The 17302-nt window shown below is 67.0% G+C and carries 15 protein-coding genes; 2 read left to right on the forward strand and 13 right to left on the reverse strand.

Features of this window, described 5'->3' with window-relative positions:
* Positions 1-232 precede the first annotated feature (232 nt).
* The 8 genes from RBB84_RS18770 to RBB84_RS18805 form a co-directional block, all read right to left on the reverse strand.
* Positions 233-403 (reverse strand): hypothetical protein, encoded by a 171-nt coding sequence (locus tag RBB84_RS18770; RefSeq protein ID WP_193904166.1) that lies wholly within the window; start codon positions 401-403, stop codon positions 233-235.
* 289 nt (positions 404-692) lie between these two features.
* Positions 693-1412, reverse strand: a complete 720-nt coding sequence (locus tag RBB84_RS18775) for a hypothetical protein (RefSeq protein WP_350246430.1) — start codon at positions 1410-1412, stop codon at positions 693-695.
* A 123-nt stretch (positions 1413-1535) separates the two neighbouring features.
* On the reverse strand, positions 1536-3956 hold the full coding sequence (locus RBB84_RS18780; protein WP_350246432.1) for a hypothetical protein: 2421 nt from the start codon (positions 3954-3956) through the stop codon (positions 1536-1538).
* Between the two features lie 217 nt (positions 3957-4173).
* On the reverse strand, positions 4174-4968 hold the full coding sequence (locus RBB84_RS18785; RefSeq protein WP_193904163.1) for a hypothetical protein: 795 nt from the start codon (positions 4966-4968) through the stop codon (positions 4174-4176).
* 103 nt (positions 4969-5071) lie between these two features.
* Positions 5072-5635 (reverse strand): GNAT family N-acetyltransferase, encoded by a 564-nt coding sequence (locus tag RBB84_RS18790; protein WP_193904162.1) that lies wholly within the window; start codon positions 5633-5635, stop codon positions 5072-5074.
* Positions 5636-5724: 89 nt separating this feature from the next.
* Complete coding sequence (locus tag RBB84_RS18795; protein ID WP_350246434.1) at positions 5725-7518, reverse strand: hypothetical protein; 1794 nt, start codon at positions 7516-7518, stop codon at positions 5725-5727.
* 51 nt (positions 7519-7569) lie between these two features.
* Positions 7570-8763 (reverse strand): AAA family ATPase, encoded by a 1194-nt coding sequence (locus tag RBB84_RS18800; RefSeq protein WP_193904160.1) that lies wholly within the window; start codon positions 8761-8763, stop codon positions 7570-7572.
* A 178-nt stretch (positions 8764-8941) separates the two neighbouring features.
* A complete protein-coding gene (locus RBB84_RS18805) occupies positions 8942-11263 on the reverse strand; it encodes an AAA family ATPase (RefSeq protein ID WP_350246436.1) in 2322 nt (773 codons plus the stop codon).
* A gap of 160 nt (positions 11264-11423) precedes the next feature.
* Between RBB84_RS18805 and RBB84_RS18810 the strand changes: the two genes are divergently transcribed.
* Positions 11424-12032 (forward strand): hypothetical protein, encoded by a 609-nt coding sequence (locus RBB84_RS18810; protein ID WP_138845949.1) that lies wholly within the window; start codon positions 11424-11426, stop codon positions 12030-12032.
* 307 nt (positions 12033-12339) lie between these two features.
* Here the strand turns inward: RBB84_RS18810 and RBB84_RS18815 are convergent, their stop codons facing one another.
* Positions 12340-12753 carry a hypothetical protein gene (locus RBB84_RS18815; protein WP_138845950.1) on the reverse strand — a complete coding sequence of 138 codons (414 nt, stop codon included), beginning with the start codon at positions 12751-12753 and terminating at the stop codon, positions 12340-12342.
* A gap of 86 nt (positions 12754-12839) precedes the next feature.
* The gene (locus tag RBB84_RS18820; protein ID WP_138845951.1) at positions 12840-14144 is read right to left on the reverse strand and encodes a hypothetical protein; all 1305 of its coding nucleotides are present in this window, start codon (positions 14142-14144) and stop codon (positions 12840-12842) included.
* 142 nt (positions 14145-14286) lie between these two features.
* Between RBB84_RS18820 and RBB84_RS18825 the strand changes: the two genes are divergently transcribed.
* On the forward strand, positions 14287-15522 hold the full coding sequence (locus tag RBB84_RS18825) for a hypothetical protein (protein ID WP_350246438.1): 1236 nt from the start codon (positions 14287-14289) through the stop codon (positions 15520-15522).
* Positions 15523-15831: 309 nt separating this feature from the next.
* Here RBB84_RS18825 and RBB84_RS18830 read toward each other — a convergent pair whose 3' ends face one another.
* From RBB84_RS18830 to RBB84_RS18840, 3 genes are all read right to left on the reverse strand, one after another.
* Positions 15832-16269 carry a hypothetical protein gene (locus RBB84_RS18830; protein ID WP_193904155.1) on the reverse strand — a complete coding sequence of 146 codons (438 nt, stop codon included), beginning with the start codon at positions 16267-16269 and terminating at the stop codon, positions 15832-15834.
* A gap of 3 nt (positions 16270-16272) precedes the next feature.
* On the reverse strand, positions 16273-16593 hold the full coding sequence (locus tag RBB84_RS18835; protein WP_193904154.1) for a hypothetical protein: 321 nt from the start codon (positions 16591-16593) through the stop codon (positions 16273-16275).
* 147 nt (positions 16594-16740) lie between these two features.
* A complete protein-coding gene (locus tag RBB84_RS18840) occupies positions 16741-17244 on the reverse strand; it encodes a hypothetical protein (protein WP_326603422.1) in 504 nt (167 codons plus the stop codon).
* Positions 17245-17302: the final 58 nt, after the last annotated feature.

Raw genomic sequence — 17302 nt, forward strand, 5'->3', positions numbered from 1 at the left:
ATCCAGCATCGATACCCGGCACCCACGTTACAAAGAGACCTACCTCGAACCCGGTGGCCTTGTCCCTATCAGCGGTCTACCGATGCCACCAGGCTCGGCGACACCACCCCCCGGATCATTCGAGAGACAGGGGAAGAAAGTCATACCGAACCTGGCGACCGTGGCCCCGCGGTGCGGGACTACGAAGAAGGTAACGGGATCTCGGTGCGCGCCGGCATGATGCCGTCGCGTTCTACACGATCGGATTCTGGTTCTGGTTGGAGGCGTCACCGTTCAGAGTGGGCATCACCGGACCGTTGGTGGGGGCGGGGGTGTGCTTGCCCCAGTTCGTCCACAGTACGCGTGCGAGGCCGAGGGCGGATGCCACGAGAACTGCGACGACAATCCAGGATTCGATGCTCATTGCTGCAGCCTATCGAGGCGGTTGTGTTGAGTTCAGTGACTGGATCCGTGCTGCCCAGAGGTAGGTCGTCGCGGACTACTGGCACCCGAAACCTGCGGTACCGCAGCCAGTTGAGTCCACTCATTCCTGACGATCAGGACCGGGAATTTGGTAGCGGACAGCAGCTTCGGCGACCTTGCCGACGAGTTTGCAAGCTTCCTCATCGGTGCAGGGCCAGTGTTCGGGTCGACGACATCGTGGTCTTCGAGGGTCTCGATAGCAGTGATCACACAGCGTCTCCGATGCTCCGTCAGACGAAATGCCGACTCCACGTGTCGAGCACTCTCGCAACGAGACCACCATCTGGGTGCGAACGGAGCTTGTCCGACAGTTCACCCCACCCGAGCCCTATCCACCGTTCTCGTGCCGCTTCCTGCTCAGCAAAGGCCGTTCCCAGGTCGTAACGAGTGACGTCCGACGGGATCAGTCCCTTCGTTCCCCAGGGTCCGCGCTCATGGCCTATGGCGTAATCCGGACCGATCCATAGCATCTTCGCCTTGTCTACGTTTGCGCTGGTCCAACACCCGGCCGGATAGGCTATTGCCTGGTTCGAGTAGGTCGAACCCCTAGCCTTGCAGTATCCCCGATCTCCGTTGACCTGAGCGTTTCCCTTTGCCTCGATGACAACCAGAAGCTCCAGTGGCTCCCCAGTTTCGTCAGTTCGAACCACGCACATGTCAGGAACGTGTTTGCACCCTGAGGGAGAAGGAAAACGGCTAACGAAAAATCGACTGTCAACCACGAACGCGCGCTTAGGCGGGTCGCCCAGCCCTACCGTGTCCCAGACGATCGTCAGGAAATATTGTTCCAGGTCCCCGGACATCGCCATCAAGAGCTCGGTTACGTCCGTCTCCAGAACAGGTCCACCATCGACGAGGGCTAGCTGAATACGATCGCGACGCGCCTGCGACCACCCATCAACATATGGTTGGAAGAGCGCTTCCGAAAGGCGATTGAAGTCGCTTTCCACAGTTCCCTCGCAATCCTGTCGGCGTACGAACAGACACTCAACTCTATTTGACGCCAGAGTCACGCGCCACACTCCTGTGGCCCCGAAGATTTCTTCGGGGCCACAGGCATTTCGGTGCGTACGTCAGGCGACGGTGTAGCGGGCCGCCCGGATCGGCGGCGGCGTGTCACCGTACGCGCGGGACAGCATCTCGTGCCGCCACGACGTGTCCGCGGGGATGTACACGCCGTTCGCGCGGGACAGATGCGCCGGGATACCGAGAGTGTCCGCCAGGCGAGCCCGTTCGGGGAACGGGATCGTGCCGTCCTTGCCACGCCGCGCCTTCGGAATGGTGATCCGCATCCCGCCGTCCTTGTCTCGCAGCACCGAGTAGTGCGTGCGGGTGCGGGCGAACAGTGCGGCCCGGAGCCGGTACTGCACGTCGGCGACGTCGTTGAGGTCGGTGGGGCGGTCGGAGTTCGCGCCGCCCTTGCCTTCCCGTTCGAACGTTGTCGGCCAGGCAACCGCTTGGCCTTCGGTGTTCTTCGGTGGCTTCACCGACGGGGTGTTGATCGGCTCACCTCGACGCTGCTTCTCGAACAGGCCTTCCTTGTGGGTGTCCTGGCGTTGGGCGCGCAGGTTCTGGATGCGTGAGTAGTTCATGCGCTCGAGCGGTGCGCGGGGCGCGTCGTAGGCGGTGTCGGACGTGCGCTCGCGGCGCAGCTCCGCCATCGAGACCCCGGGCCGCAGCGCGGTGTCCCCGGTCGGTGCGGCCCCGTACGCGTCACCGAGGCTGTGCAGCGCCTTCCCGATGTGCTCGCAGCGGCCACCACTGCTGAACTTCCCGCAGGTGCAGCGCATCCCGTTCCCACCGGCCTGCGGGAACGGGGACACGACGTCGACGCCGGACTCGTCGCGCCAGACGGTCGCCTGCCCGGAGACAGTCGCCTCGGGGTACCGGAAGCTGACCGACGGGGCGGCCGCGCGGCCAGCGGCGACTTGGTCGCGGACATCGCGCGGCGGTGGCACATTCGCGATGCCACCGCCGGGGAGCTTGAACTGCCGCTGCGACATCAAGTGGACCCGCTGCATCGGCGGCGCCGGCGGTTCCAGACCGGCTTCCCGTGCCGCACGAGCTTGGGCTCGCCAGTGCGTCTGCTGCGCGCGATCGGCCATGCTGTTGTCGGCGGCCGCCGAGCCGGGAACCGGGCACGCATGCGAGGACGTCATCGACGCCCACCGCCCGCAGGTCGGGCACTTGCGTTGCTCCTGCGCGGCCTGCGCGTCGGCAGCGTTCTCCCAGTGGTAGGCGTCGTTGGTCTTGCCGTTGCCGCGGCGCATGACGGTGTTGGAGATCGCGCGGCCGACCTCATCGGAGGTGAGGATCTGCGCGGCCTCTTCCTTGGACACGCGGTACGGGTACGTCTTTCCGGGCGAGACCTGCCCGTCCTTGCGGGTCCGCGGCGCGGTCGTGACCATCATCAGGCCGGACTCCTCGTTGTACGCGACCTCCTGCACCCACGACGACACCCCACCGGTGCGGGCCGCCATCTGCTGCTGCAGCTCGGCGTCGCTGTTGGCGACGGCCTTCAGTCGCGCGTTCGCTTCGGCGACCGTGGTGATCGGCTGCCCGCCGGCGAAGCTGTCGCGGTCCTGCTCGAGGAGCCGGCGCGCTTCATCGCCGCCGACCTCGACGCCGTCGCGGCGCAGATAGACCGGCTCTTGCCCCGAGTCGAGAACCTGCTGCACCGATGCGGCCTTGAGGGCGTTGGTCGCGGCGTGGTGCTCGGCCTGCAGTTCTTTCCGGCGGGCGGCGAGGTCACCGTTCGGGCAGGCGGGCTGCTCGTGACCGAACTGGCCGCACTGTTCGCACCGCACATTCGGGTTGGCGGACTGCGCGTACACACGACGGTGCTCGGGTCGGATCGTCGGGCGGCTCGGCTGTTTCGCCAGGTGCGCGAGGCGCCGCTCTTCCATTTCTGCCAGGGCATCCCGGGCTCGCTTGGACTGGCCGATGTCAGCCTGTCCCTGCGCGGACAGGCCTGCGACCGCGAGATCGTCGCGCCACGAATCCTTCAACGAGATACCGACGCTGCCGCGGCCGGTTCCCTGGCGCGCCATGATCGAATCCCACTCGGCCTGCACTTCACCGATGCTGCGGCCGGTGTGCCGAGCGTTGATCTCGAAGTACGTGGCCTTCGCGGACTGGATGCGCGGCACCATGGTTCCGAGGTACTGGATTGCCTGCAGCTGGTTGCCGGCGTTTTTCTGCGCGTCCGTCAGCGGTGTCTTGTTACCGAAGCGGTCGGTATACATCCCGGTCTTGAGGCGGTCAAGTTCGGTGTCGAGGCGGGTAATCACTCCGGGCTGATCCCAGCTCTGCCGGTACTTCTCCCGCTCCGAGATCGACGGATCGTTCTCGATCTGCTGGCGCAGGCCTTCGACGAACGCGATCTGCTGTTCAGTGGTCATCGGTGGGGCGCCGTCGAAGTGATGCTGCCGCTCGTGAATGGCGGACTGCAATTCACGGTCGTGCAGGGAGCCCAGCCCCTGTGCCTTGCACATTTCCTTCGCGAGGCGGATTGCGGTCGACCTCGCTTTGTTCTCTCTGCAAACCATGTTGCTACCGGCGGCGGCATCTTGGCCGCGCCGACTCCTTCCTCGCTAGGGGTGTGTGGCAGATCCGATTGCTGTTCATCCTGGCGGCATGCACCGACAGCACCGGTGTCGCGGAGGTCGAATCACAGCGTCTCGCGGTGGAGATGACCTCGGCGGACAGCGGTCAGCTCGGGTTGATGCCCCGGAAGATCGGGTCGGGCTGCTCGGCAGGCAACACCGACATGGTCAGCCAGCCGGCCTTCTCCAGGGACTCCAGGTAGGCAACACTGTCGCCGATGTCGAGGACGACCAGGTTCGGGTCGCCCGGCACGACCACGCCGTCGCGGGTCATTTCCGACAGCGGGAGCGGGGTGTTCGAGTAGGGGTCGTAGTCACCGGTGTTGAGGACCAGCGACACCCGCGCGGACCACACACCCGTCATCCGGGTGCGCAGGTGGTCTTCCTCGTCGACGAACGGGATTTCCTCGAGGACGCCCACCGGATAGGGGCCGTCGGGGTCCGCGGCTTTGGTCAGCTGCTGCTGTTCCTCGGCGTCGAGGTGGTCCCAGCTGCCGTCCCGCTGGGCCAGGTCGTTGATCTGCTGCTGCAGGGCCAGTCGGAGCCTGTCGGCGTGGGCGTGCCGGAGGCGGGCCAGGGCCAGCCATGCCTCGTCGATCGCGGTGTCGTCGATCGACGATTCGAGATCGCGTAGGGCGGCGAGCTTCTCGGCGTAGTCACCGCCGATGATGACTGCTATCGCGTCTTCGGGGGTGTCGGCGTAGACGCGGCGTTTGTCGGGCAGGGACACGTCGTAGATGTAGGGGCGGCGGTGGCCGATCAGCGGCAGGACTCGGCCGTGGGCGGAACCGATCTCGGTGTGTTCGCCGTCGGTGACGACGATCGGGGGTGCGATCTGGGCGGGGTCGAGGCGGGTGGCGTCTTCGATGCTGATCGGGTGACGGACGGTCGGTTCGGTCACGGAGGGCCTCACATTCTGCCGGGGAGCATTCAGGTGCTCGGCATCATGCGCGGCACCTTCTCCAGCAGACGGGTACGCGAGGACAGCGCTCCTCGAACAGCGTTCATTCTGAGTGCGGCCTGGTCGACCTCTCGTACTCGAAGAATGCGGACTTGTCGTCGCCTCCCGTTTCCCGGAACTCGGGAATTCCTCGGATCAACTTCACGCTGGCCTCGTTCTTCCGATCGATCGAGCAGCTCAGAACATCGACCTCGGCCAGGGTTTCGTGTTCAAGGGCAGCGCGCACCAGTTTTCGGCCGTAGCGCTGACCTCGATGCTCTGGGGCGACGACGTACGTGAATCCCAGCGTTCGTGGTCCGTCTTTTTTCCATATCACCTGGCCATCTTCGGCTGTGGTGAGTGCCCGCTTGACCGTCACATCCCCACCCATGAATGCCACCGGGCGGTTGGCGTCGTCGAACAGCACCCATCCGAGGGTCGCGCACCTGTGGTTGCTGCGCTGGTCGTCGACGGCGCTGGTGCCCGGCCCGCTGATGCGCTCCAGAAAAATGCGGGCGTTGAACCCGTCCCCCATCCAGTGACGTGCATCCTCCTCGGAATACCAGCGCTCAACCTCTTGCTTGAGCTGGCCGGAATCGGGGTCTGTTCCGAGGGGTCGCAGGGTCATAGCCATCAACCGTACGGAGCGCCCCAGACACGCACGCGCGCTGGTCAACGGCATCCAGGAGGTCGCGACGTAGCGTCCCGCTGTCACTGTCAGGCCACCCCACGGGAGCGGTGAGTTCGTTCGAGTGCGATCGCGATGGCGTCGGAGACGAGTCCGGCGAAGTCGTTCGGGGTGACGTGGTCGACGACCGTGGTGTCCTCGGGGATGACCGAGGCTCGCTCGCGGTCACCGGTCAGCGCCCACACGACATGGACGTCGTTTCGGCGTAGGTAGCGCACGCGGTCCTCGATGGCGGAGGCTTCGTGGCTGGGGAGTTCACCGTCGGTGAGGACGACGAGGACGCGGGCCCCGAAGGCGGTGGTGAGGTCGGCGCCGGCGGTGACCGCGGACATCGCTTCGGCGCACCCGGTTGAGGACGATCCACCAGGGACGACGGGCACTCGGTTCGCGCGGGCGCGAGGTCCGAGCAGCGCGGTGACGGTGCCGCCGAAACCTGTGGCTGCTGCGGTGCCGCCGAGCTCCGCCGCGGCCTCCGCGAGGGACCAGATCACCGTGCCAGCGGCGGGGAGCCAGCGGTCCATCGATCCGGAGACATCGACGACGACACCGACGTGCAGGGGCGGCTTCTCGGCGACCTTGCGCCGGTTGCGGCGCCAGGGGGTCGCGGTGACGACCTGCCCGTTGGCGCGTTGCGCTGCGCGTTGGACGAGTCCGCTCGTGCGGGCCTTGCCCGCCGGGTAGGCCACGTGTTCGGTGACCTGGCGGGGCGCTTCGTACTGGGCGCGTTTGAGGCGGTGCACGATCGCGGCGCGTTTGGCAATCTCCGCGTCGGTGGGCGGACGGTTCCGGATGCGGGTGGGGGCCTTCGCGTCGAACACCGCTCGTGCTGCGGCCGCGGCGAGGTCGCGTTGGGTGTTGTCGGCGCGCTTCTCGGGTGTCGGTTGCGGGCCGACCGCCTGGTGGAGTTCGAGTTCTGCCTCGGCGAAGGTCTCCGCGACCAGGTCGCGCAGCAGGTCTGTCCAGCCCGAGCCGATCCCGGTGCCGGGGTCGAGTCGGTCGCTGACATCGCTGGCGCCTTCCCCCGGGGCCGCTTCCGGGTCGCTCGGGTCGGCCCCGGGGTCACCGCCGACGCCGTCGCCGGCAGCCCCGGAAAGGTCGTCGCTACCGACCGACTGCAGTGCGCCCTCCCCCGGACCGGCGCCTGCCCCACTTCCACTGTCGGGATCCGCATCCGGAAGCAGCCGACACCACTGCTCGGACAACGCCAACAACTGCTCCTCGTCGCTGTCACGCAGAGCGAGGACCTGACGCCAGATCTGCGTGCACTCGGCGACGACGTCGGCGCCGAACTCCTCCTCCACGACCGGGCGAGTCCGCTCACCCACCCACCGCGGAAGCACCCCGGCGTCGACCTGGGGCAGCGCGCGTTCGAGCAACACGCGCGGCGACCCCACGACCGACATCGTCACCGGGGCGGCCGCCCGGAGGAACAGCCGTGACCTCGGGCTGCGGATGATCAGCCTGCGGTGCGCACGCGCGGCGTCGAGCGCCCACGCGACCTCGAGCACCCCCGCCGGGACGTCGTCGCCGACCCGGCCGCGCCACCGCGAATGCGCTGCGCGTGAGGCTCCGTCGAGGACGAGGCCAGCCAGGATCGGGTGGGACAGGCGATCGATGAGCGTCCTGGTCGTCGGAACGCGTCCGCGACCGTCGACGGACAGCTCTGCCGCGTGCGGGTCGATGCGGATCTGCCCGGATGTCGGGTCGACGTCGACTCCGCCCGGTGTCGCGTCGATGGTGACGGTGACGTCGCCGCGGCCGGCGATCTGCCGTGCCCATTCGGTGGCCGACCATCCGGTCAGCTCCCAACTCTGCGGCCCCACTGCGGATTCCCTTCTCGATGCACCCGATTCTGGTGCGGATGTGTGTGTTGGTCAGGACTGGGCGACGAGTACGCCGAGCTCGCCCGAACCCAGGCTGAGGTGCTTTTCCAGCTCCTGGGCGACTCGGCCGCGCAGGAGCGGCTCCGGGCAGGCCGACACCAACGATCGTGCTGCGAAGCCGATGCCGAGTACCGGGGCGATGTCGCGGGCCTTCAGCAGAGCGCGCAGCGACGGCACCCACACCGACTCAAGGCTCTTCGCTCGTGCGACGTCGTTCGCTGTCATCAGGGCGCGGGCGGCGTCGACGAATGCCTTCGGTACCCCGAGGTTCTCCGCGGTCGACAGGTCCGTGGGAACGGTGACGGTGAACGCGATCCGGTCGTGCAGCGCCTCGGGGATCCCGAACCCGGAGCCGGGGTTGTACGCGATCAGCACCGCGAAGCCGTCGGCGGCGTCGACCTGACCGACATGGGGGTTGGAGGTGTCGATGTAGGTGCGGCGGTGATCGCACACGGAGAGGAACACTGATTGCACTTCCTGCGGCGCGCGCGGCAGCTCGTCGGCCAGGAACGGACGTCCTTCCCGCATGGCCTGCAGCAGGGGCCCGTCGACCCAGGCGAACCCCGACGGTGCAGTCGGATCGGGGTTATAGCGGCCGACGATGTCTTCGACGGTTGTCTCGCCGTGGAACGTCAACTGCAGCAGGTCCGGCGCTGCGACCTGCGCGAGCGTGGTCTTGCCTGAGCCAGGTTCGCCGGCGAGGCCGACGGTCCACCCGTGGGCGATGGCGGCGCGCACGACGGTGACGTCGACGATGCCGCCGACCATCCGCGGGAGGTAGGGGTCCCCGGACGGGGTGCTGTACGTCTGGTCGGGGTCGGAGGCGGTTGCCGGTTCCAGGTCGGTGCCGGCGGGGTCGCTGTCCCAGTCCACCGCGGGGGCGTCGCTACCGGCGGCCAAGGCGGCGCTGGCGAACTGTTCGATCTGCTTGTCGGGGTCGTCCGACTTGAAGTACGCGACCATGAAGGCGTTCGGGACCCGGTCGTCGGTGACGGTGTCGGCGAGTTCGATCACGCGCATCGGCAGCGAATCTGGGTCGCCGATTCGGTCGCGGGTGTCTTCGACGTTCGACCCCAGCTGCAGGATCCCGTCGAGCAGCGAGTCATATCCAGTGGGTGTGGACTCCCAGGCAGACGCGCCGATCGTGCCGTGGCAGCGTCGCGGCGTCCCGTCACGCAGCAGCACCAGGTCTATCGCTGCACTTGACGAGTTCCCTGACCCTGCAGGGAATCCGACGTATCCGTAGGCGAGCACGAGGTGGTGATCCTTTCGAAGGGTGGTGGAGCGGTCGAACGGTAGACGAGCGATGGTCCACCCCGGCTGTCTTGACATCGCGATCATCGACAGCCGAGGTGGCCGCTGATCACGCGGCGAGCTGGGTGGATCCGAGTGGCGGGCGCTGCAGGCGGATCACCCGCGACGCGATGTCGAGGACGTCGGCGGTGTGCGAGACGACGATCATCGGCATTTCCAGGGCGCGCAGCATCGTCAGCATGTCCCGCCGGAATGCTTCGTCCTGCGAGGCGGTAATTTCGTCGGCGAACAGCATGCCGGGCTTGCCACCGCCGGCGAGCTGGCGGGAGAACCCGATGAATGCGCACACCGCGGCGCGGGCCTTCTCGCCGCCGGAGAGCTGCCGGGTGGCGCGGGTTGTCCCGTCGGGCAACACCACCTGCGGTACGAACGTCTCGTCGATCACGAACCCCACATGTTCTCCGCCCAGTCGGGTCAGGATGTCGGTCGCTGCTGCGGAGATCGTGGCGCAGTACTCGGCGAGCAGATCTCGGCGCAGGGCGATTCCGATGTCACGGGCGATGCGGGCGATCTCCGCCTTTTCGGCGGCCTCTCTCTTGAGCTCCCATCGGGTGGCGGCATCGTCGGCGATGCCGTCGAGTTGCATCGCTGTGGCGCGCGCGGCCTGGGCGTGCGCTGCGGCGTCCGCGGCGCGTGCCTGTGCAGCGTCGAGGGCGGCGCGTGCGTTTGCTTCGCGGGACTCGGCGGCCGCGACGTCGGTGGGGCTCGGTGCGTCCACCACCGCGGCGCGTGCCACCTCGACGCGCTCGCCGGCAGCAGCCGCCCGGGTGAGGGCGTCGGCCAACGCATTCCATGCCGTCGTGACCGTGCGTGCGGTGGCGAGCTGTGCGGTCAGTTGCTCGTGCACGGTGAGCGCTGCCCGGTGGATCTCGTCCCGCCCGGCTGGTGCCGGTGCGTTCTGGTGAGTGGCGACCAGCTCGGCCAGCGACCCGGCGGCCTGGTCGGCGTGCCGGGTCGCGGCGCTGGCCGCGGCCTCCGCGTGCTCGGCGACGCGCGCGAGGCTGTCGACGTTCGCGAGAGCGTCGTGGGCCTTGCGCAGCCGGGTCTCGGTGTCGAGCAGGGCCCGGTCCAGCGCGGTTGCCCTCTGGTGGGCGGCCGTCGCCTCCGCACGTGCCTGGTCCAGGATCGTGCGCTGCTCGTCGATCAGGGCGGCGACGTCGCCGACGTCCTGTCGGCAGGTCGGGCATGCGGCAGCGTCCATCGCGCGGGAGAGCGTCGCGATGGCCTCGTCGCGTTGGGCGACGGCGGCGTCGGCGACGTGCGCTGCCCGCAGGGCCTCCTGGTGTGCACTTCGCGCGGCCTCCACCTCGGCCTGCCCGGCGGTCACCGCGGCGGCCAACGCATCCGGGTCGACGGCCGCGTGTGCGGCGCGGGCCTGCTCGGCGGCGGTCCGGGCACTGCTCTCCTGCCCGGCGGCGGACTTGAGTTCCGTGCCGCGGCGGGTCAGTTCGCCGAGCGCGTGTTCGAGATCGGTGCACGCCTGGCGGGCGACGGCGCCCCGCGGTTCGTGATCCCCGCTGGTTGCCTCACCGAGATCGTGGAGACGTTGGCGGGCCGCGTCGACAGCCTGCCCGGCGTCCGCTGCAAGTGCCTGGGCGCCGACTACGGCTTCGCGGGAATCGCGGGCGAGGCGTTCGGCGCGCTGCAGTTCCTTCGCCTGCTGGTTGGCGGCATCCCAGATGGTCCGGGCTTCGGCAGCGTCAGCCGCGGCTCGGTTGCATTCCTGCTGCAGGCGATCACTTTCGGCCCCGGCTTCCTCGGCGTCGTCGGCGGTTCGCTTCACCTCGGCCGGGTCACCGGGCAGTGCCTCGGCCCGGACCGCGGCGTCCTTGCACTCTTCACGCAGTCCCTGGATACGCTTGGTCAGGTCGTCGAGGCCGGTCAGCTCTTCGAACGTTTCCTGCACCTTCGCAGGGGTGCCCGTCATCAGTTCGGTCAGTTGCCCCTGCGCCATGTAGAACGCGCCGCGGAACGTCTTCGCGGTCAGCCCGGTCAGCTCGGTGATGATCCGGGTCAACGACGCCGGCGTGACGTTCGACTGCTTGACGCCGTTGATCCACAGTTTCGCCGACGCGGATTCGACACCGGCCTCGGAGCGGGTGATCCGGCGTACGGCGACGACCTCGTCGCTGCCGATGAGAACGGTGGCGGTGACCTGGGCGGGTTCGGTGGATCCCTCGCGGCGCAGTGCAGCTGCCGATCCGGCTGACCCGGTGTCTCCCCACAGGCACCACGGCAACGCGTCGAGGATGCCCGACTTGCCGACCCCCGAGGGGCCGTACAGAGCGGTCGTGCCGTCCGGGTCCACATCGAGTGTCATGTGCTCGACGGAGCGGATGTTGGTGATCTCCAGCGACTTCAACCGCAGCATGATCCCGGTCCCTTTCGTGATGGTGCCTGTCGATGCCTGTGACGCTACGAACGGCTCGGGGTGGGTGTTTCAGTCGTGACACCGACATCGAGTATGTCTCGCCGACCTGCGGAAATGCCCGTACGATCGGAGGGGCGTGGCCGGAGGAAGGTGGTGGGCAGTGTCGGTGGACAGCGGTCTGATGCTCGACCTCGAGGGAGTGCCCGACCGCGGCGAGCAGCTGGCTCTACTCGGTGATCGTCGCCCGGTGCGGGTGCCGGCCGACCTGTGGCGGCAGTGGTTGTCCGATCCGGTGGTCGTCGCTCGGTTCGAAGCCAAGCGCTACCGCCGCAGTCCCCAAACCTGCTGGCCGTTCATCGGTGCCATCAGCTCCACCGGCCACGGTTCGTTCCGAGCCGGCAACATCGGACTCGAACGCCGCGGGACCGTCCCGGCTCATCTGTTCGCCTATCAACTCGAATACGACGTGATCCCCAGGCTCGGTTGGGCCGCCACCGACGACGTCACCGTCTGTCATCAATGTGACTACGCGGCCTGCACCAATCCCCGGCACATGCGGCTCGGTACGAACGGCACCAACCGCATCGAGTACCTGCGTCGGCGCCGCAATTTCAATTCGCCTCTCGCCGATGTGCGCGGCTCGGCCGGGCGCAGTCGTGCAATCGCCGAAGCGGTACGGGCAGGGCTGCGCAACGGCGACAGCGCGGCCCGAATCGAGGCACGCATCCGGGCCGCAGAGGACGCCGGCACGCCCCTGGCACTGTGGTAACCGTCGACGGAGTCCACGGAACATGGCAGCGAGCAGGCGGTCCTGCACGTCACTTGCTCCAGAGAACAAACATGCGCCCGAGCGCTGGTGGGCGGCACACCTCGCAACCGTCCACCACCGACTCTGCCGGACTGCGTCGGCGTGGACACCTCCGAGCAGGTCTGAGGATCGGTTCCGAGGCACAGTCCGGCTGGATACAGACGCCGATCTCACCCTCGGTTTGCCCAGCGCGGCGAGCCTGCGAGGCACAGCGGATGACTACGATCCGGTCCTTGCCGATCAGAGACCTGGTCGAGGTCGTCTCTCATCAGGACCGACTCATGCGACGCCAGATTCTGGCACCCAGGACGGCAGCGACCGCGAAGGCCAGCACGGACACTGACACGAGCACGGTCGTCAACGAGTCGCCCCACGACTCCGGGGACATCGGCGCCGCCACAGCCGATTGCGTCTCACCCGCTGCTGCGACAGGTACATCGACGACCGCGGCACCGTTGTGGACGACTCCTGAAAACGGCGTCCAGTCCACATCTGTGTCACTGCTCGACCAGTCCGAGGGCATGATCACGATCTCACCGTCGGGGCCGGTCCCGATAGCCAGACCGTTGAATCCTGCGATCGGTCTTCCGTGTGCATCGGTCGAAGGCAGGACCGTTCCGTCAGGAAGCACGAACACGGGTAGGCCGTGGTCCGTCAACGGATCGTCGACTGTGGGCGACATGGCTGCTCCTCTGTGGTGGTCGGATGTCGATTGTGCGCATCGGCATGTCTTGGTGGTGGGAGGGTAGGGGTTTGATTCTCCGAGTGTCAGGCCGTGCAGGGTGCGCCGAGTGCGGCGCGGGCCTGGGTAAGGGCGGCTTCGCGGAGAGACTCGGGGGCGTCGCGCAGGGTCTTGCCGACGTTTCCGTGATCGGTGCGGTGGTCGAGCGCGACTTGCAGGTCGACGACGCGCTCGGTGATCGAGATTTGTTCGTGGGTGGGCTGCGCGAGTGAGATTCCGCTGAGCGGGTTTTCGAAGGTGGTGGACCAGTACGCTGCGTCGCGTGCTGCATTCGCCCATTCCCCGGCGAGTTCGTAGATGCCTTGCCGCTGCTGCGGTGTGGCGCCGACGATGCGCTGACGCAGGATCCATCCGCCGTCGCCGGTGAGAGCTTCCGACTCGGCGTCGATCCAGCGCTGTGCAGCGAGGCGATCGCGCACCAGGTCGTTGATCTGCGTGACCGTCATGGTGGTGGCGTCGATCGGGTCGAAGTCACGCTGTGGGCGCTGCCAGATCTCGCGCAGTGTCACGTGGGGTGCGCCGGCGTCGGGAAGGTCGACTTGGAGCCATCCTCGGGGCGACTCGTCGTCGGAGAATCCGCGGCGGACCGTCGAGCCGGTGTACCAGACCTGACCACGCCCATCGGGGTCTCCGAATCCGTTGACGGGGCCGGGCGTGTGGAAGTCCGACAGGAGGGTGAGGTCGAACCCTCGGGTTACCCACTCGGTCGGGACGAGGCGGTCGGCGCCGTGCCGTTCGGCGGCCTTGTAGAGGCGTTCGTCCCCGACGAAGATGCCGTGCGAGCACAAGATGTTGATGCCGTGGTCGAGAGGCTCCGGTTCGATGTGGATGCCCTGGTTGCGGAGATCCGGGTCGAGACCGTAGTGGCTTACGACGTGCAGGTAGATGGCCTGATCGGGGTCGGGTTGGTGGATCTCGTAGAGGCCGGGGTACGGGCCGACGCTGTCTTCCGGCGCGCGGCGGCTGTCGGGATAGACGGTGAAGGCGTTCATCGTGGGTCGGTCGAACATGGCAACGGCGGAAAGGTCTGCACCCGAGCCTGCGCAGTGGTTGCCGCTGTTCTTCCCGTTCCAGAGTCCCGCGTCAAAGATGAGGTCGTCGAGACGCTGGACTGATTCGACGTCGCGCGGCAGTGGGCGGGACCAGTGAGTGACGTCTCCTCCGTGCCACAGACCTCGGCAGCCGGCGTCGATGATCTGAGTGACGGCCTGGCTGTATGCGAGTTGGCCGTCGACGACGCGGAGATTCCAGCCGGTGGGGCGGTGCATCCGCATGCCGCGGGTGCTGTAGCCGGCGTGCGTGCATCCGATGGTGGCGAATCGGTAGGTCATGGTCCAACGGTGACATTTCGCTTCTCCGTGTGTTGCAACGCAACTCGGGGCCACCGAAACAGCAGCGCATCCCACCACTTCGCTCGCAGTGCGCTAGAGTGATCACCATCGGATCTGCCACACAACTTGCATAGGACACACCATGAGCACAGCTGTGCTCGGCGACCCTATTGGTGTCGCCGATTCTGCTGACCGTCTTTGCGACGCCATCCTCGACGTGTTCGAGTCTGACGAAACGTCGGATCGTCAACGCGCCGTTGCTGTTTGCGCTACCTGCCCCCTCGTGCAAGCATGCCGCACCCGGACCCGAGTCGAAATCCTCGACGGCATCGGCCCGTGCGCAGTCGTCCGCGCCGGGGTGGCATGGGACTACGACGGATACCCCGACGCCGACATCCACGCCGACGACACCGCCCTCAAATGGATCCCCGACACCGCCAAGCGACCGGAGGCCACTGACGACAACAGATCTGACCTGGACAGGCCAGACGAGAATGTTGTCGAGCTCGCCTTCCACGACCCCGGGCTGCTCCGCGAGCACGAATTCAGCGCCGCCGAAAGTGAAGCGATCGTCCTGCGGGGTGCCAAGCAGGGCAAGTCGATGAACTTCCTCGGCAAGATCCTCCGCATGCACTACCGCAACGTCCACAAATTGGCGCTCAACCTCGGGGTCCGCGACGCATTCGAAACGAAGCCACCGCGCAAGAAGGCGCTCGATGAGGTTGTCGTCGAGCTCGAAACCCTGGACGTCGAGCACGACATTGAGACCGAGTCCCAGGATCGCGCCGTGGACAACGGTCAGCTGTCCTTCGACGACCTGATCGTCCCCGACACCGCCGAGCCGAGCATCCCGGCCGACGCTGTTACCGCAGCTGCCTTCTCTCGTACACCTCGGGCGTTGCTACGCCGACTCACCGGCCGCATCCCCCGTCGATTCCGTGCCGGCAAGGTCGACATCGCACGAATCGTGCAGCAGAGGACGCCGTCGCTGCGCGCGGATTCGCCGGCAGGCGCGCACGGGCTCTATTCGGGTTCGTCGACCCCTCCCGTCACCAGCCGGTTACGGAGGTCGAACAGGACCGGCTCTCCGTTCTCCTCTCCCGGCACGTCCGCGAGAGTGCACTCCCGATCGATGCGCGCACCTAGTACGGCTACGCACCCTGGCCGAACGCGACTGTGCACGGTGAGATTGTTCACGAGACCCCGTGACGCCACTGGCATCGATCCTCCACGCACACAACTGGATCCAGTCAGCACATCTGTTCATGTGGCGATCCCTCTTCATGGCCGCAGCCCCAGAGCTGAGCACGCTGACCGCGCCGTGCCATCTGTCACGAGACCCCGCGTGTTCGAGGCCATCGCCCCACACTGCTTCTGAGCGACCCCAGCTTCTTTCGCTCTGCAGCAACCACCTCCCCGTTCGATGAGCACGATTCGAGCGGGGTACTCGTCGTGCTCATCCACCGACAGGCCGACCGGCGCCAGCTCCGGCATCTCGTCCTGCGGGCGGTCGGCTCACACTGGATGCGGCACCTGCGGCCTTGTCGACCTCACGCCGACCGAGGTCCCCTCGCCCACCCCGGCAGGCATCAAGTCGACACGTCTGCCCTATTGATGCACAACGAAATACGCCGGCGCACCCCACAGTGACTGTGGATACACCGGCGTATCGGCGTGGCCGAACGAGTCAGCCTGCTTCGGGCACCGTCCAGTCCCGCTCCGGACCGAGGATGGCCACCACCGGAGCCAACAAAGCGGAGCGCACCCCATGGCCGGCAACCAGTGCCTCGTTTTCGTAGAGGATCGCCGCGGACGCGCTCACCGCCGCTGCCTCCGCGCCGTAGGGAAAAACCCCAGGCAGCCGGGCATCTCGACACACGGCCTCATGCGCCAGAAATGCACGCGGACGCGACTCCCGATAGAAACCCATTGCAACGCCTCGACTTTCGATCACCTCCGTGAGCTCGTCCAATGCGTTGCTCTGGGCATCGGACGCTGCTGCTGCGGTCTCTGCGAACAGCCGAGACTGGTCGGGATCGAGAACCGACAGCCGCGCACGCATCGCCTGGATGCGGGCTGCCTTCGTCGCGAGCCCTTGATCTGCTGCATCCATCGTTGCGGTCATAGGTCAGTTTCCCTGCCCGTGCATGGCCAGACCCTCGTCGAAGAGGACGGCGGCCTGCTTCAACTCGTTGACCAACGCGGCCTTGCCCTCACTCTCGGGCAGCGCCTCCAGCAACTGGAGGTTCTCCTGTGCCGCGTTCCGCGCCTTCTCGAACTCCTCGGAGGTCTTCGGTCCCGACCGCGTCGACTTCATGGCCGCGCTGTTCTCGGTGATCCGAGCATTGAGCGCCTTGATCGCCTCCTTGATGTGGTCGTTGTTGGTGGCGGCCGTGACCACGGCGGCCTCACTCTCGGTGAGGACCACAATGCTGTCGCGCTGGGGCATACTCGTCTCCTGTCGTTGGGGTCACCGGTAGGGAACGATCCGGTGTGCTCGGTGCGAGACGCTACGTCGCTGGTTATCCAGTCGGCGGCGTCGCAGAACGAGAACGGGCCGGTGGCAAGCAATTCGCTCGTCACCGGCCCGCGTATCTCACAGCTTGACCCAGCGCTTTCCGTCCCAGAATCGATCGAAGTCGTGGTCGGGCTTCCTCAGGAATGCCTTGACCTCGGGCGAGTCAGGGAGACCGCGAAGTGCGGTGAAGCCGCCGGAGGAGAGGACGGATTCGCCGGGTCGAAGCACGGGCGTTTCGCGCCGTGTCGCACGTCGGAGCTTCGCTGCAACCTCGTACTCGTCGATCAGCGACTCGACGGCAGTGCTCTCGGGTTCGTAGGCAGCGTTCTCAGGGTGCAGGCTCTGGTAGTCGGCGACCCACCGGTTCCAGGCCTGGCGGTGTTCCTTCGCGGCCGTAGTCCAGAACACCATCACGGTGCCGCCGCGGCCGTCGTGCTCGACGCTGGCGACCTTCTTGCCGTTGCGCCGCAGACTCGCGACGTACGCGAAACCGTCGGAGGTCGGGTGGCCTTTGTAGGACGCGATCGACCAGTCGAGGTCGGGGATGGGCAGTTCCGTCGCGGGCAGAGTCGCAGGTGTCATGAGTGGTCCTTTCGGGAGGTTGTTGGTTCGTCCCGAACGTTATGGGCCTGCGATGGCG

It is taken from the genome of Rhodococcus sp. D-6, from assembly GCF_040256695.1.
Taxonomy (GTDB): Bacteria; Actinomycetota; Actinomycetes; order Mycobacteriales; family Mycobacteriaceae; genus Rhodococcus; species Rhodococcus pyridinivorans.

Bases quoted from the DNA above. Each gene is read 5' to 3' on its own strand.
- RBB84_RS18805 (WP_350246436.1), bottom strand. From the start codon at position 11,263: ATGCTGCGGTTGAAGTCGCTGGAGATCACCAACATCCGCTCCGTCGAG.
- RBB84_RS18835 (WP_193904154.1), bottom strand. From the start codon at position 16,593: ATGCCCCAGCGCGACAGCATTGTGGTCCTCACCGAGAGTGAGGCCGCC.
- RBB84_RS18825 (WP_350246438.1), top strand. From the start codon at position 14,287: ATGAGCACAGCTGTGCTCGGCGACCCTATTGGTGTCGCCGATTCTGCT.
- RBB84_RS18780 (WP_350246432.1), bottom strand. From the start codon at position 3,956: ATGTGCAAGGCACAGGGGCTGGGCTCCCTGCACGACCGTGAATTGCAG.
- RBB84_RS18830 (WP_193904155.1), bottom strand. From the start codon at position 16,269: ATGACCGCAACGATGGATGCAGCAGATCAAGGGCTCGCGACGAAGGCA.
- RBB84_RS18815 (WP_138845950.1), bottom strand. From the start codon at position 12,753: ATGTCGCCCACAGTCGACGATCCGTTGACGGACCACGGCCTACCCGTG.
- RBB84_RS18770 (WP_193904166.1), bottom strand. From the start codon at position 403: ATGAGCATCGAATCCTGGATTGTCGTCGCAGTTCTCGTGGCATCCGCC.
- RBB84_RS18790 (WP_193904162.1), bottom strand. From the start codon at position 5,635: ATGACCCTGCGACCCCTCGGAACAGACCCCGATTCCGGCCAGCTCAAG.
- RBB84_RS18820 (WP_138845951.1), bottom strand. From the start codon at position 14,144: ATGACCTACCGATTCGCCACCATCGGATGCACGCACGCCGGCTACAGC.
- RBB84_RS18840 (WP_326603422.1), bottom strand. From the start codon at position 17,244: ATGACACCTGCGACTCTGCCCGCGACGGAACTGCCCATCCCCGACCTC.